The sequence below is a fragment of the Kitasatospora sp. NPDC059827 genome (assembly GCF_042731675.1).
Classification (GTDB): domain Bacteria; phylum Actinomycetota; class Actinomycetes; order Streptomycetales; family Streptomycetaceae; genus Kitasatospora.
The window spans coordinates 1-14,554 of the sequence record NZ_JBHWIV010000135.1; the positions used below are offsets into that span (position 1 = coordinate 1).

13 protein-coding genes are annotated in these 14,554 nt (G+C 74.4%); 5 read left to right on the plus strand and 8 right to left on the minus strand.

Annotated elements, in window-relative coordinates:
* Positions 1–167: 167 nt before the first annotated feature.
* Complete coding sequence (locus ACFV8H_RS39755; RefSeq protein ID WP_380409437.1) at positions 168–860, minus strand: DedA family protein; 693 nt, start codon at positions 858–860, stop codon at positions 168–170.
* A 203-nt stretch (positions 861–1,063) separates the two neighbouring features.
* Positions 1,064–1,885: a class I SAM-dependent methyltransferase gene (locus ACFV8H_RS39760; protein WP_380409439.1), complete on the minus strand. Its 822-nt coding sequence runs from the start codon at positions 1,883–1,885 to the stop codon at positions 1,064–1,066.
* Between the two features lie 276 nt (positions 1,886–2,161).
* Between ACFV8H_RS39760 and fabV the strand changes: the two genes are divergently transcribed.
* Positions 2,162–3,376, plus strand: a complete 1,215-nt coding sequence (gene fabV / locus ACFV8H_RS39765; RefSeq protein WP_380409441.1) for an enoyl-[acyl-carrier-protein] reductase FabV — start codon at positions 2,162–2,164, stop codon at positions 3,374–3,376.
* Positions 3,377–3,460: 84 nt separating this feature from the next.
* Here fabV and ACFV8H_RS39770 read toward each other — a convergent pair whose 3' ends face one another.
* Positions 3,461–4,255, minus strand: coding sequence for a spermidine synthase (locus tag ACFV8H_RS39770; RefSeq protein ID WP_380409459.1), 795 nt, complete (start codon positions 4,253–4,255; stop codon positions 3,461–3,463).
* A gap of 71 nt (positions 4,256–4,326) precedes the next feature.
* Positions 4,327–5,298, minus strand: coding sequence for an alpha/beta hydrolase (locus ACFV8H_RS39775; RefSeq protein WP_375895979.1), 972 nt, complete (start codon positions 5,296–5,298; stop codon positions 4,327–4,329).
* Between the two features lie 347 nt (positions 5,299–5,645).
* On the opposite strand from ACFV8H_RS39775, the gene ACFV8H_RS39780 reads away from it, so the two are divergent.
* Positions 5,646–7,049 (plus strand): selenium-binding protein SBP56-related protein, encoded by a 1,404-nt coding sequence (locus ACFV8H_RS39780; RefSeq protein ID WP_380409443.1) that lies wholly within the window; start codon positions 5,646–5,648, stop codon positions 7,047–7,049.
* A 12-nt stretch (positions 7,050–7,061) separates the two neighbouring features.
* On the opposite strand, the gene ACFV8H_RS39785 is transcribed toward ACFV8H_RS39780, so the two are convergent.
* From ACFV8H_RS39785 to ACFV8H_RS39800, 4 genes are all read right to left on the minus strand, one after another.
* On the minus strand, positions 7,062–8,348 hold the full coding sequence (locus ACFV8H_RS39785) for a globin domain-containing protein (protein WP_380409445.1): 1,287 nt from the start codon (positions 8,346–8,348) through the stop codon (positions 7,062–7,064).
* Between the two features lie 197 nt (positions 8,349–8,545).
* Positions 8,546–9,172, minus strand: coding sequence for a DUF6114 domain-containing protein (locus tag ACFV8H_RS39790; RefSeq protein ID WP_380409447.1), 627 nt, complete (start codon positions 9,170–9,172; stop codon positions 8,546–8,548).
* 2 nt (positions 9,173–9,174) lie between these two features.
* Positions 9,175–9,831: a DUF6230 family protein gene (locus ACFV8H_RS39795; protein WP_380409449.1), complete on the minus strand. Its 657-nt coding sequence runs from the start codon at positions 9,829–9,831 to the stop codon at positions 9,175–9,177.
* A gap of 139 nt (positions 9,832–9,970) precedes the next feature.
* Positions 9,971–10,732 carry a TetR/AcrR family transcriptional regulator gene (locus ACFV8H_RS39800; RefSeq protein WP_380409451.1) on the minus strand — a complete coding sequence of 254 codons (762 nt, stop codon included), beginning with the start codon at positions 10,730–10,732 and terminating at the stop codon, positions 9,971–9,973.
* A gap of 442 nt (positions 10,733–11,174) precedes the next feature.
* Here ACFV8H_RS39800 and ACFV8H_RS39805 point away from each other — a divergent pair, with 442 nt between their 5' ends.
* The 3 genes from ACFV8H_RS39805 to ACFV8H_RS39815 all read left to right on the plus strand — a co-directional run.
* Positions 11,175–11,846, plus strand: coding sequence for a Tat pathway signal sequence domain protein (locus ACFV8H_RS39805; RefSeq protein ID WP_380409453.1), 672 nt, complete (start codon positions 11,175–11,177; stop codon positions 11,844–11,846).
* Between the two features lie 219 nt (positions 11,847–12,065).
* A complete protein-coding gene (locus ACFV8H_RS39810; protein WP_380409455.1) occupies positions 12,066–12,965 on the plus strand; it encodes an AAA family ATPase in 900 nt (299 codons plus the stop codon).
* Positions 12,962–14,554 (plus strand): VWA domain-containing protein (locus ACFV8H_RS39815; RefSeq protein ID WP_380409457.1); only part of this gene is annotated, 1,593 nt, incomplete at its 3' end. The genes ACFV8H_RS39810 and ACFV8H_RS39815, both read left to right, overlap by 4 nt.

Below are 14,554 nucleotides of genomic sequence, written 5' to 3' on the forward strand. Positions count from 1 at the left end.
TCCCGCTGGTCCCCCCCGAGCGTATGGGGCCGGCCGGCACGCCCGCGGGGGCGCGGACACCGCGGCCCCCACACGGAAGACCCGACCCGCGGCCCGGCCGCGGGTCGGCTCCTTGCGCGGCCGCTCCCGATGGGCGGCCGTGCGGTGTCAGTGCTGTCGGTGCGGTGTCACTCGGCGACGGGCGCCGTGGCCGACGAGGCGGCGGTGCCGGCCCCGGCGGCCGCAGCGGCCTTGGCCGCCTCCTCCGCCTCGATCTTGGCGTGGGTCTTGGCCGCGCGGCGCTTCATCACCCAGGCCGAGGCCGCCCCGATCACCACGGCGGCCGCGAGGCCCGCCCAGGAGAACCGGGAGAGCCAGGGCTCGATGGCCTTGCCGACCTTGTAGACCAGCAGGGTCGTGCCGCCGGCCCAGACGATGCCGCCCAGCACGTTGGCGATCAGGAACTTCCAGTACGGCATCCGGAGCGCGCCCGCGAGCGGACCGGCGAAGATGCGCAGCAGGGCGATGAAGCGGCCGAAGAAGACCGCCCACATGCCCCACTTCTGGAAGGAGCGCTCGGCGGTGGCCAGGTGGGAGGGCCCGAAGTGCTTGGGGAACTTCCGTCCGAGCTTCTCGAACAGCGGCTTGCCGCCCTTGCGGCCGATCGAGTAGCCGATCGAGTCACCGATGATCGCGCCCGCGATCGCGCAGATCGCGATCCCCCACGGGCTCACCGCACCCTTGACCGCCATCAGGGACGCCGTGACCAGCGCGATCTCGCCGGGCAGCGGGATGCCCAGCGACTCGATCCCGATGATCAGGCCGATCAGGGCGTACACCGCGGTCGGTGGGACGCTCTCGATCCAGGCGTCGATGTGCAAGGCCAGTACCTCCGTGGCAGGTCGGGCCGGGGTCGGCTCCCCGTGGAGCCGCACGCCCGTCCCGGCGGTTGTCCGATGGCGGCACCCTGGCCGCTCCCCCCGGGGCGCAGCCTAACGTGCCGGGCGGCCCGTCCCCCTGGCCGATCACCCGTCGTTACGACGTACGTCCCGACTCCCATAGTTCCAGGCCGACCGGCATTTCTTCAAGATTCGGTAAAACGCAGTGCGACGACCGACGGACGCTGCTTGATCACGCGCGCGAGCGGCAGCACGGCGCGCAGCAGTCCGCGCCCGCCCTCCGGGTACACCTCCCGCACGCCGGTGACCGCCGGGTGGGCCTGCGCCAGCTTGCCGAGCTCGTCGGCGTCCATGCCGAAGGGCATCGGCGGGGCCTGGTAGTACCGGTCCCGCAGCTTCCCGGCCACGGCCCGGCGACCGGCCCAGCGCGGCACCGCGTCCAGCACCAGCGCGCCGCCCGGGAAGCGCTCGGCGCAGGCGGCGATCAGCGCCCGGACCTCGGTCGGCCGCAGGTACATCAGCAGGCCCTCGGTGGTGATCAGCACGCCGCGCGCCGGGTCCGGGTCGACCTCGTCCATCCAGCGCGGGTCGGTGGCCGAGCAGGCGAGGATCCGGTGGCGGTCGTCCGGCGGCAGCAGCTGCTCGCGCAGCCGGGCGGTCTCGGGCAGGTCGACGGACAGCCAGCTCGCCCGGCCGTTGTCGACCCGCCAGGCCTGGGTCTCCAGCCCGTCGCCGAGGCCGACCACGGTGCCCCGCGGGTACCGGTCCAGGAAGTCCGCGACCTCCCGGTCGAAGCAGGCCGCCCGCAGCGCCTGCACCTGGCTCACCAGCCGCGACTCCCCGAACCGGGCGGCGAACGGGAAGTCGATCCGCCCCACCAGCCCCACCGCCACCGGGTCGTGCAGCACCGCGTCGGGCCGCCGGGCCTCCACCGCCCGGTGCCACAGCGTCCACAGCGCCGTCTCCGGCACCTTCCCCAACTCCGGACGTTCCCCGCCACCGCTCAACGCTCACTCCTTCGGACGTGCACCGTGCTCCGGCATGAACCCGCCGATTCTGACACCCGCCCCGCACCGGCCCTCCCGGCGACGCGCCGCGCCGCGCTGGGCTGGGCTGGGCTGGGACGCGGGGCGGGCGTCAGTGGCGGAACACTCCAAGATCCACTCGTGATCGTTGTGCCCGGTGGTGGCCGCTGCCCGCCTCCGTGCTGTCCCAGACTGACAGCACGCGGCACCGCCTCCGGTCGCCGCCTCCGCCTTCCGGCCCACCCAAGGACTGCCACCGTGAGCGAGCGCGTTCTCATCCCCCGCAACCGGGGGTTCCTCTTCCTCGACTCCCACCCGGCGGGCTGCGCGCGACTGGTGGCCGACATGTGGCAGGACTGCCCCGACCCGGCCCGACTGCCGGACGGCGAAGGGCCGGTGGCCCTGATCATCGGCTCCTCGGCCGGGTACGGCCTGGCGGCCACCGTCGCCGGGCTCAAGCGGGCCGGCATCCGCGGCATCCTGGTCTCCTTCGAGAAGGGCCCCACCGAGCGGCGCACCGCCACGGCCGGCTGGTACCGCACCGCCGCCACCGCCGAACTCGCCCGCGCCGCCGGTCGGGACGTGGTCCTCCTCAACGGTGACGCCTTCTCCGACGCGATGAAGGACCAGGTCGCCGACCTGATCGAGCAGCGCTTCGGCGGCCGGCTGGACCACCTGGTCTACTCGGTGGCCGCGCCCCGGCGCACCGACCCCGACACCGGCGCCACCTACGCCTCCGTCCTCAAGCCGATCGGCCGGGCCGACCGCACCAGGACCCTCGTCTTCGACGACCGGGGCCACCCCGAGGTCCGCGAGGTCGGGACCGAACCGGCCGAGGGCGACGACATCGAGCAGACCGTCGCCGTGATGGGCGGGGCGGACTGGGAGCGCTGGATCGACCGCCTCTCCGCCCGGGGGCTCCTCGGCGAGGGCTTCACCACCGCCGCGCTCTCCTACATCGGCTCCCCGCTGACGGCGGCGATCTACCGGCAGGGCACCATCGGCGCGGCCAAGGCCCACCTGGAGGCCACCGCCCGCACCCTGGACGAGCGGCTCGGCAAGGCCGTCGGCGGACGGGCCGTCACCTCCGTCAACGGCGCCGCCGTCACCCAGTCCTCCACCGCTGTCCCCGGCATCGCCCTCTACACCGGGCTGCTGCGCGGCGTCCTCGGCCCGGACATGGTCCCGCCGGTGCACCAGCTCGCCACCCTGTGGGACCAGCTCACCGGCGCCGCCCCGCTCCTCCTGGACGACCAGGGCCGGGTCCGGCTGGACGGCTGGGAACTCGCCGAGGACGTCCAGGCCGCCGTCGCCGAACGCTGGGCGGCCGCCACCACCGACACCGTCGCCCGGCTCGCCGACCTCGACTGGTTCCACGCCGAGGTCCAGCGCCTGTACGGCTTCGCCGTCCCGGGCGTCGACTACACCGCCCCGGTGGCCACCGACGTCCCGTGGCCGGGACCGGTGTCCTGATCCGGCCGGGCGTCCTGACCGGGACCGGTGTCCTGGCCCGGCCCGGCGTCCTGGCCCGGCCGGGCTGTGCTGATCCGGCCGGGCTCAGCCCACGCTGAACGCGCCGTCCGGCGGGGGCGGCGAGTCGGTGGCCTCGGCGTCGGTGACCGGGGCGGTACGGCCGACCAGGGCGGCCAGCTCCGCGCCGTCGGTGAGCCGGGCCGGGAAGATGTCGCCCGCCAGCAGCCGGGTCAGCTCCGCCACCGGCAGCGGGACCGTCGAGCCGGCCAGCATGATGTTGCCGTACCGGCGCCCGCGCAGCACCGGGGCCTCCGCGACCAGGCACACGTACGGGAACACCGCCCGCACCGTGGCCGCCTGGGCCCGGGCGAAGGCCAGCGGCGGGCCGTCCGCGAGGTTGGCCGCGTAGCAGCCGCCCGGGCGCAGCGCCGCCGCGGCCAGCCGCAGGAACTCCACCGAGGTGAGGTGCGCCGGGGTGCGGGAGCCGTGGAAGACGTCCGCGATCAGCAGGTCCTGCGAGCCGGCCGGGGTGGCCGCCAGGGCCGCCCGGGCGTCGCCGACCGTCGCGGTGACGTCCGCGCCGGGGCCCTGCCAGGGCAGGTGCGCGGCGACCAGCTCCAGCAGCGGCCCGTCCACCTCCACCACGCGCTGCCGCGAACCGGGGCGGGTGGCGGCCAGGTACCGCGGCATGGTGAGGGCGCCACCGCCCAGGTGCAGCACGTCCAGCGGCCGGCCGGCGGGCGCCAGGGCGTCGGCGAGGTGGCCGAGTCGGCGGGTGTACTCGAACTCCAGGTGGGTCGGGTCGGCGAGGTCGACGTACGACTGCGGGGTGCCGTCCAGGGTGAGCAGCCAGCCGCCGTCCCGGTCGATGTCCGGCATGAGCTTGGCGAAGCCCAGGTCGGTGGCCCGCCCGACCGGCACCGGCTCGTCCGCCTCCACCCGCCCGTCCGTCACGCGGGCTCCCCCACCGGGCGCACGTCCAGGTACGCCGCCAGCCAGCGGTCCAGCTCGGCGAACACCGCGGTCCGGGCCGTCTCGCCGGACAGCACCAGGTCGTGCATGCCGCCCTCGATCCGCACCACCGTGACGTGCCGGCCCAGCCGCGGCCCCTGCGCGGCGATGTCGTCGGCGCGCAGCACCCCGTCGGCGTGGTGCAGGGCGTTGTGCCACTTGGTGGTGGAGACCGACCTCGTCGAGGCCATCAGCAGCACCGGCACGTCGATCCCCAGCCCGTGCCGCAGCTGCCGGTGCCCCTGGTGGATCGCCGACAGCCAGCCCGCGTACAGCGGGAAGCCCTCGGCCGGCTTGAGGGTGAGGTCGAAGTCCCACTCGCCCTTGTGGTCCTTGTGCAGGCTGTGGGTGTAGTGCGGGTTCAGCGAGGACGGCAGGATCCGGGTCGGCTTCATCCGCGCGAGCGCCGTCACCACCGGCCCGCCCGCCGTCCGCACGGCCGCCCCGGCGGGCATCGACAGGAACGGACTGTTCAGGAACAGCCCGTCCACCAGCCCCCGCCCGGCCCGGCGCCCCGCCCACAGGGCCCCCACCAGCCCACCGGTGGAGTGCCCGTTCAGCAGCAGCTGCCGGTGCCCGTCCACCTCCCGGATGATCCGCACCGCCTCGTCGATCTCCTCGTCGTACTCGGCGAGGTCGCGGACGAAGTTCGGCGACTGGTGCGGCCGCAGCGAGCGCCCGTACTTGCGCAGGTCCAGGGCGTAGAACGAGAACCCGAGCGCGGCGTAGTGCTCCGCCAGGTTGGTCTGGAAGAAGTAGTCGTTGTACCCGTGGACGTACAGCACCGCCCGCTCCGCCCCCGGCACCACCCGCCGCACCAGCGTCGCGCAGACCGCCCCCTCGTCATCGGACCGCAGCGTCAGCTCGGCCGCCTCGTAGGGGGCACCCAGGATGTCTTCCCGAAACTCCATCTGCCGCCGCACCCGTCCCTCTGCTCCGCCCGCCCTTCCGGCAGGTCACCACCCGTTCCGCCCCCGACCATACCGGCCGGTAGCTGCGGCCCGCGCGGCAGCCGCCCCGAAGCGCTCCAGGGCGAACGGCACCGGGCCGGGGTGCCGATGGTCGGCGGGTGGAGGGCCGCCGTCACGTGCGCGGCCACGGCCGGGGCGACGGTGCCGCGGCCGTCGCCCCCGCTGATGCGTTGTGCACCGCGCAAGGGTAGCCGTCCGCGCTTCCCCGTCGCTTCGCGTGCGCCTGCTGTGCGCCGGTGGTCGTGTGGAACGCTTCCCGGACGGACACGGCGAGTTGGGGAGTCTGCATGCAGCACGGGCACATCGATCCGTCGCTCTACCGTTCGGCGGCCGAGGCGATCGCGGCGCCGCCGGAGAAGCTGGCGTACGTGGCCGGGTTCGACCGGGCGGGGCGGCAGCCGGATGCCCTGCTCACCGTGGACACCGACCCGGCGTCGGCGAGTTACGGGAAGGTGCTCAACTTCGCCGAACTGCCGACCCTCGGGGACGAGTTGCACCACTTCGGCTGGAACGCCTGCTCCAGCGCGCTGGCGCACGCCTGCCACGAGAACCCGGAGCGGCGGTTCCTGCTCCTCCCCGGGCTGCGGTCGTCCCGGCTGCACGTGATGGACACCCGGCCGGACCCGGTGCGGCCGCGCCTGGTGAAGACGGTCGAGGCGAAGGAGCTGGCCGCGAAGGCGGGTTACTCGCGGCCGCACACCCTGCACTGCGGCCCGGAGGGGGTGTTCCTGTCCTGCCTCGGCGCGGGTGACGGCGGCGACGGGCCCGGCGGGGTGGCGCTGCTGGACCACACCACCTTCGAGGTGCTGCGCCCCTGGGAGACGGAGCGCGGGCCGCAGCACTTCGCGTACGACGTCTGGTGGCACCTGGGGACCAACGTGGGGGTGACCAGCGAGTGGGGCACCCCGTGGATGGTCGAGGACGGGGTGCTGCCCGAGCAGCTCCTCGCCCGCAAGTACGGCCACGCGCTGCACTTCTGGGAGCTGGGCACCGGTCGGCACCTCCAGCGGGTCGACCTGGGGGACCAGTACCAGATGGTGCTGGAGCTGCGCCCCGCGCACGACCCCCAGGCGGAGTGGGGCTTCGCCGGGGTGGTGGTGAACGTGGAGGACCTCTCCTCCTCGGTCTGGCTCTGGTACCGGGACGGCCCGGCGTTCACCGCCCGCAAGGTGATCGAGATCCCGGCCGAGCCCGCCCGGGCCGAGGAACTCCCGCCCGCGCTGCGGCCGTTCGGGGCGGTGCCGCCGCTGGTGACCGACATCAACCTGTCGGTGGACGACCGCTGGCTGTACGTGTCGGCCTGGGGCACCGGCGAGCTGTTCCAGTACGACGTGTCGGACCCGTTCCACCCCCGGCTGGCCTCCTCCGTCCGCCTCGGCGGCGTCGCCGCCCGCACCCCGCACCCGGCCGAGCCGGGGCGGCCGCTGAGCGGGGCGCCGCAGATGGTGGAGATCAGCCGGGACGGACGGCGGCTCTACCTCACCAACTCCCTCTACGGCGCCTGGGACGACCAGTTCTACCCGGACGGCATCGAACCGTGGATGGTCAAGCTGGACGCCGACCCGGAGGCCGGCGGCCTGAGCGTCGACGAGCGGTTCTTCCCGCACGGCGCCGACTTCCGCGGGCTGCGCGTCCACCAGACCCACCTGGCGGGCGGGGACGCGTCCTCGGACTCGTACTGCTACCGGTGAGCCCCGGCGGGGCTACCGATAGGCCGCCCGGTCGAACCGGACGCGCTCCAACGGGAGCCCCACCGCGAGGAGTTCGGAGCGCACGGCGGCGATCATTCCGGCCGGGCCGCTGACGCAGGCGAGGTGCTCGCGCCAGTCCCCGGCGGCGGCGACGGCGTCGGCGAGACGGCCGGCCGTCACCGGGGTGAGCGACAACCAGGGCTTGTGCAGGCCGAGTTCGGAGAGGGACTGCCAGTCGTAGAGGTCGGACCGGTCGCGGGCGCCGACGAAGAGGTGCACCCGGCGGCCCGGCGGGCGGTGCAGTGCCTGCTGTTCGACGATCGCCTTCATCGGGGCGAGTCCGGTGCCGCCCGCGACCAGCAGCAGGTCGCGGGCGTCGCCGTCGGGCAGCAGGCCGCCGCGCGGCGGGCCGAGGCGCAGCCGGTCGCCGAGGGCGGTGTGCTCGACCAGGGCCGCGCTGACGCCGCCGGGGCCGGTGCGGCGGACGTGGAACTCCAACTCGTTGTCGCCGCGCGGGGCGCAGCCCATCGAGTACTGCCGCCAGGTGTGCGGCAGCGTCGGGTGTTCGACCGTGCCGTACTGGCCGGCCCGGTAGGGGTAGGGCTCCCCGGTGCGCACCCGGACCACGGCGAGGTCGGGGCGGCGGCGCTCGTGGCCGGTCACCACGGCGTGCCAGTACGGGGGTTCGGTGAGCGCCGAGTCGGCGCCGGCCACCATCGCGCCGACGGCGAACCGCAGCATCCGCACCCAGGCGGCTTCGAGCTCCTGCGTCCAGCGTTCGGCGGCCCGGTGCCGGAGGGCCGCGCACAGGGCCTCCTCGAAGGCCTCGTAGTGGACCGGCCGAACGCCCAGCTTCCGGTGGTCGCGGCCGAGTTGGCGGAGCGTGCGGGCGAGGTCGGCAGGCTGGTGGAGGTGGTCGATCAGGTGGTGGAAGATGCGTTCCAGGTGGGCCTGCTGGAACTCCATCGAGGTGGGGAAGAGCGGGCGCAGGAAGGGGCGGCGGCGGAACATGACCGCGTAGAGCCGGTCGATCAGGTCCGCGAGCGGGGCGACGGCTCCGAGTTCGCGCCGGATCAGGTGCTGGTCCGCGGCGCCGTCCTGGCTCTGGTAGTCGTGGTGGTCCTCGCGGCCGTCGCGGCCGGGGCCTGCGCCGGGCCGTGGCCCCGACGGCCCGGCGGGGCTGAGGAGTTGGCGCCGTAGTCGCATCGCGTGGTGGCGGGCGATCAGACGGTCGTACTCGGCGGTGGCGGTGGCGGCCGCGTCGGCCTGGCTGCTGTAGTCCATGACCTGCCCAGTCAACTGCCGCTCCGCCGGGGCAGGAAGGGCCGATGGCCCCGGACGGTCCTGGGACCATCGGCCCTCCGTGGCCGGCACGCGGCCCGCGGCCCGCGGCGCACGACGCCGGGCCCGGGCACGGCGGAGCGCCCCGCGCCCCCGGTGCTCTCCCACCACCGGTGCGCGGGGCGCCGCCGGTGACTCCCGGCGGGTCCCGGTCCTCAGGCCCCGGCCGCCCCTGCCCCGGCCCCGGCCCCTGCCCCCGCCCGGCGCGCGGCGCGGCGGTCCTCCCGCCGCTGCCTCCCACGGCGCAGCGGCTGGTCGGGCACCCACCCGAAGGTCAGGCAGGCGCCCACGATCCCGAGCAGCATGCCGATCACAAAGCCGCCCAGGTTGGAGGTCACCCAACTGCCCAACGAGGCGAGCGCGGCGAGGATGGAGTAGAACAGCCGCTGGGTCGGGTTGAACAGGATCAGCAGGCCGCACAGCAGCATCACCGACGGCACCAGGTACCCGGCCAGGCCCACCAGTGAGATGTGCAGCAGGACGGGTAGCGGGGCCCACAGGGTGATCAGGATCTCGGCGCCGCCGAGGGTCACCAGCAGCCCGCCCCAGAACGGCCGGTTACCCCGCCAGTCGCGTTTGACCGGGCCCGCGGGGCTCGCGGGCGCAGCGGTCGCGGCGGCGGCTCCGGCGGGAGCAAGGGCCCCTGCGGGAGCTGCGGCGGGGCCGGCGACGGGGGCGGCGGTCGCGGGGGTGGTGTCGGCCGTCCCCGCGGCCGTCACCTCCTCGGTCCGCTCTGCGGCGCCCTCGCCGGTCGCGGCCGGCTCCGGTACGGACTCCGTCATGTTCAGCAGCCCTTGGAGCTGAAGCTCAGCCGGAGGTTGGGCAGCTTGAACCCGACGGCGGTGCTGGCGTAGTTGTGCTGGTTGAGGTGGGTCAGCGTGACGTGGTCGGCCTGCTGGCCGAAGACGCCCGGCTGGCCCTTCCCGACCGGGCCGGCCTTGGTGTAGGTGCTGGCGTCGCCGCCGATCTCGATGTTCTTGAACTCCGCGTCGCCGGACAGCAGATCGGAGTCGGTGGTGAGGTCGGAGGCGGACACCGGGGTGCCCTTGTCGCCCGCGTGGATCACCAGGCTGACGCCACCGAGGTCGACGCTCTGGCACAGGTTGGTGATCTGGGCGGCCTTGATCGCCGACACCGCGACCAGGACCTGCCCGCCGGTGCTGCCGGCGTTGGGGCTGTCCGGGATCATCGAGTCCAGCGAGCCGAACTGGGCGAAGCCGTCGCCGTCGAGCTTGTCGGCGGTGATGGTGAACGGCATGCCGGAGATGGAGAACTGGGCGGCGAGCACGCCCTGCGCGGTGAGGGTCATCAGGATGCCCCCGACCGCGACGGCCGGTACGGCCATCAGGGCGGAGCGCTTCATGCGGACCCGTCCTCTTCTGGTCCCGGTCGGCGTCTGCGGGGTTTCCGCCGCGGCGGCGGCTTCCTCGGACATGGCCATGTGTGCTCCCTGTGGATGGATGGGTGTGCAGGCAGCTGGCACGTTGTCCTGGCGCGGACAGCGTTCCGCGCCCCGACCGGGCCGTCCGCCCCTCGGCAGCGGGGCGGATCCGTTCGGAGCGCGCTGGGTAACTGGGAAGCTACTGCCCGGTATTCGCCGGGTCAATACGGGTGCACGAAGGATCTTCACCAATCCTCCGGGTCGGACCGTCCAGCCGGTCGGCCGCTTCGCCCGGACCGAGGAAGGGGGCCAGGCAGAACATGCTCAACACCGGGAGCAGATCGGGCAGTTGATCGGTGCGGCCGGAGGAGATCAGCCGGTAGACCGCGCTGTAGACACCGCCCACCACGGCGTCGACCATCTGCCGAACCCCGACCCCGCCCGGGAGTTGCGGCACGTCGGCGAAGAACGCCCGGAAGCGGATGAGCAGTTGTTCCCGCTCACGACGGCCGGCCGGGCCGACCGCCTCGATCTCGATCACCGCCATGGTCGCGAAGGACGGTGTGCCAGCCAGGAGTTGGAGCATCGCGTCGAGCGCCTGGCGGATCCCGGAGCACCAGTCGGATTCGGCCGCGAAGGCCGCCGCCATCCGCCGGATCACCACCCCGGTGCCGTACCGGTGCGCGGCCAGGAAGGCGTCCTCCTTGCCACTGAACAGCTCGTAGAAGACCGGCCTGGTCACGCCCGCCGCGCGACAGATGTCGCTCACCGTCGCGTGCTGGTAGCCGCGTTCGGCCACCGTCCGGACCAGGCCGTCCAGCAGCCGTTCGCGCTGGGTCGCGGCGACCACTCCGGCGGGCTGCCGGCGCGGCCCCGGTTTGATCGACCTGGCCGGATCCCGGCCGGTCCGGGCACCCGGCAGCAGGATCAGGTCGGCACTCCGGAGGTGTTTGGGATCCATCACCAACTCCTGTGTCCTGTATTGACATTGACGTAACGACGGGTTTACAACACTGCCAGGTTTCCAATCGGTCGGCGCGCAGGCCGCCACCGGTCGGATCCAGGGGCTCCGACGGCCCCGGGCGAACCGCCCGGGCCACCGGAGCAGGGCGGGAGCCGGGCCCGCGGCGGTGGCAGCCGCCGACCGCCGCCCCACCACGGAGCCACCGCACCACCGTCGCACCGCTGCACCAGTACCTCTGCACGTGAACCTCTGCACCCGTACCGCTGCACCGCTGCACGAACACCGTCGTACCCCAGGAGCGGGCCCGTGGCGCCGGGCCCGCCCGCACCCGTGGTCCGACAGAGCTCCCGGTACGCCATGCACCTCCCCCGTCGTGCACACCACCACACCCGCACGCGGGGATTCCCCCACCCGTCCCCGGACGGAGAGAGGCACCCTCATGCGCATCCGTCGCACGCTCGCAGCCGCATCCCTCGCCGCCTTCGCGCTCACCGGCGCCGCCGTCGCACCGGCCCAGGCCGACTCCCCCGCCGTCCTCACCCAGGGCAGCGCCGGCGGCGCGGCCATCGCCGTCGGCGACACCCTGGTCGCCAACCTGGCGCCCGGCACCGCCGCGACCTTCACCAACGGCGCGGGCAGCACCACCGGGGTGAGCTGTGCCAACTCCTCGTTCTCCGCGACCGTGACGTCCAACCCGACCGCGCCCGACAGCGCGACCGAGCAGCTCAACAGCCAGTCCTTCGGCTCCTGCACCTCCAACGTCTTCGGCGTCCGGAGCGTCAAGAGCGTCACGGCCACCAGCCTGCCGTACACCAACACCGTCACCTCCGGCTCCGGCAGCAACGTGTCGCTCAACGGCACCGGCGCCGGCCCGGTGGGCATCACCGTGGTCCTCAACACCCTGCTCGGCACCGTCAACTGCGTCTACCAGAGCCCCAGCGGCATCACCGGCTCCACCTCGAACACCGACAACAGCATCAGCTTCGTCAGCCAGCCCGCCAACCTGGTGTCCGGCCCGGGCCTGTGCTTCTCGACCGGCTACTTCAGCGCCACCTACGGCCCGGTCACCGACAGCTCCGTCGCCGGCAGCCCGGTCCTCTGGGTCAACTGACGCCTCGAGCAAGCGGATCCGTCCGAGCGGCGTACGGCGGGCAGCCGCCCTCCGTGCGCCGCTCCACCGACCCCCGGCAGCGGCCCCGAGAACGACCCCGACAGCGGCCCCGACAAGGACCCCGAAAACGCCCCGGGACAAGCAAGTGACCGGCCGGTAGGGTGGCGCTGCACGGGCCCCGACGGGACGGGCGCGGCGGACCGGAACGGGGCGGGTCGGATGACCAGCGGCAGCGGCGGCAGCGACGGCAACACCACCGGCACGGGCTTCTTCGCCTCGGTGGCGGACACCGCCGAGCGACTCGCCGCGACCGGCTACCTCGCCTCCACCGCCGTGGCCACCACCGTCTTCCTGGCCGACCGGCTCGGCAAGCCGCTGCTGGTGGAGGGCCCGGCCGGAGTCGGCAAGACCGAACTCGCCAAGGCCGTCGCCGAACTGGGCGCGGCCCGGCTGGTACGGCTCCAGTGCTACGAGGGCATCGACGAGGCCCGCGCGCTCTACGAGTGGAACCACGCCAAGCAGCTGCTGCGGATCACCGCCGGCCGCGACGAGGGCTGGGAGGAGGCCCGCGGCGACATCTTCGGCGAGGAGTTCCTGCTCACCCGCCCGCTGCTCACCGCGATCCGCGGCGAGGAGCCCACCGTCCTGCTGATCGACGAGATGGACAAGGCCGACGTCGAGGTGGAGGCGCTGCTGCTGGAGGTGCTCAGCGACTTCCAGGTGACCGTCCCCGAGCTCGGCACCATCACCGCGACCCGCCGCCCCTTCGTCCTGCTCACCTCCAACGCCACCCGCGAGCTCTCCGAGGCGCTGCGCCGCCGCTGCCTGTTCCTCCACCTCGACTACCCGGACGCCGAGTTGGAGCGCCGGATCGTCCGGCTCAAGGTGCCGGGGCTGGACGCGACGCTGGCGGAGTCGCTGGTCCGGGTGGTCGGCGCGCTGCGCGCGATGGACCTGCGCAAGGCCCCCTCGGTCGCGGAGACCATCGACTGGGCCCGCACCCTGCTGGCGCTCGGCGCGGACACCCTGGACGACGCGGTCGTCCGGGACACCCTCGGGGTGATCCTTAAGCACCAGGACGACGTCCGCAAGGCCGCCCAGAAGCTCACCCTCGCGTGACCACCCCGGGGGCCACCGACACCGCCGCCCGGCTGACCGGACTGGTCCGCGCCCTGCGCGGGCACGGCCTGCGGATCGGCCCGGCCGAGACGGTGGACGCCGCCGCCGTGCTCGACGTGCTCGGCTTCGCCGACCGGGAGCAGATGCGGGCCGGACTGGCCGCCGCCCTGCTGCGCTCGGACGGCCAACGGGCGGTCTTCGACGCGACCTTCGACCTGTTCTTCCCGCTCGGCGTCGGCACCCCCGAGGCCCTGCGCACCCCCGAGACCCTGCGCGGCACCGACCCCTCGGCCGACCCCGCGCCGCAGGCCCCGGAGCCGCCGCGCTTCGGCCGCCCCGACCCGCTCCGCGACGAGTTGCGCGAGCGCCTCGCCGCCGCCCTGGCCGCCGACGACCGGGCCGCCCAGGCCCGGCTGGCCGGCGAGGTGATCGAGGCCTTCGGCCGGTACGGCACCGGCAGCACCCCCGGTTCGGACGGCTGGTCCGCCCACCAGGCGCTCGGCCGGCTGGCCCCCGAGACCCTGCTCGCCCGGATCCTCGCCGGCCTGCGGGACCAGGCCCCGGACGACCACGCCGACCGCGACCTCGCCGACCGCGTGCTCGCCGACGAGATCCGCCGCCGCATCCGGGACTTCCGCGCCCTGGTCTCCGCCGAGGCCCGCCGCCGGGTCGCCGAACTGCGCGGCGCCGAACGGATCGCGGAGCGGGCCGTCGCCCCCACCGTCGACCGGATCGACTTCCTGGCCGCCGGCCGCGACCAGCTCGCCGAACTGCGCCGCACCGTGCACCCGTTGGCCCGCAAGCTGGCCACCCGGCTGGCCGCCCGGCGCCGCCGCGCCGCGCGCGGGCGGATCGACCTGCGGCGCACCCTGCGCCGCTCCCTCGGCACCGGCGGGGTGCCGCTGCGCCCGGCCTATCGGCTGCGCCGCCCGGCCCGGCCGGAGCTGGTGCTGCTGTGCGACGTCTCCGGCTCGGTGGCCGGCTTCGCCGACTTCACCATGCTGCTGGTGCAGGCGATGGGCGAACAGTTCAGCAAGGTCCGGGTGTTCGCCTTCGTCAACCGCACCGCCGAGGTCACCGACCTGCTGCGGAAGGGCGAGGGCGACCCGGCCCGGCTGGCCGCCCGCATCGTCGCCGGGGCCCGGGTGACGGGCTACCACGGCAACAGCGACTACGGCTCCGCCCTGGGCGAGTTCGCCGACCACCACCTGGCCGCCGTCGGCCCCCGCACCTGCGTGCTCGTCCTCGGCGACGCCCGCAACAACCACCGCGACCCCAACCCCGAGGCGCTGCGCCGGATCGCCACCCGCGCCCGCCGGGTCATCTGGCTCAACCCCGAACGCCCCGCCCTCTGGACGACCGGCGACTCCGCCGCCCCGACGTACGCGGACGTGGTGGAGATGCACTCCTGCCGCAACGCCCGCCGCCTCGGCGAAGAGACGGCCTCGTTCGGGGTAGTTCGTGAACATGTCCATGGAGGCCGCGGCGGGGGCGAGCAGGACGGTGTCCCCCTCGCCCGCCAGGGCGGTGGCCTCGGCGACCACGACGTCCATGACGGTGTGCCCCTCCGGGGCGTCGGCGGCCGGCCC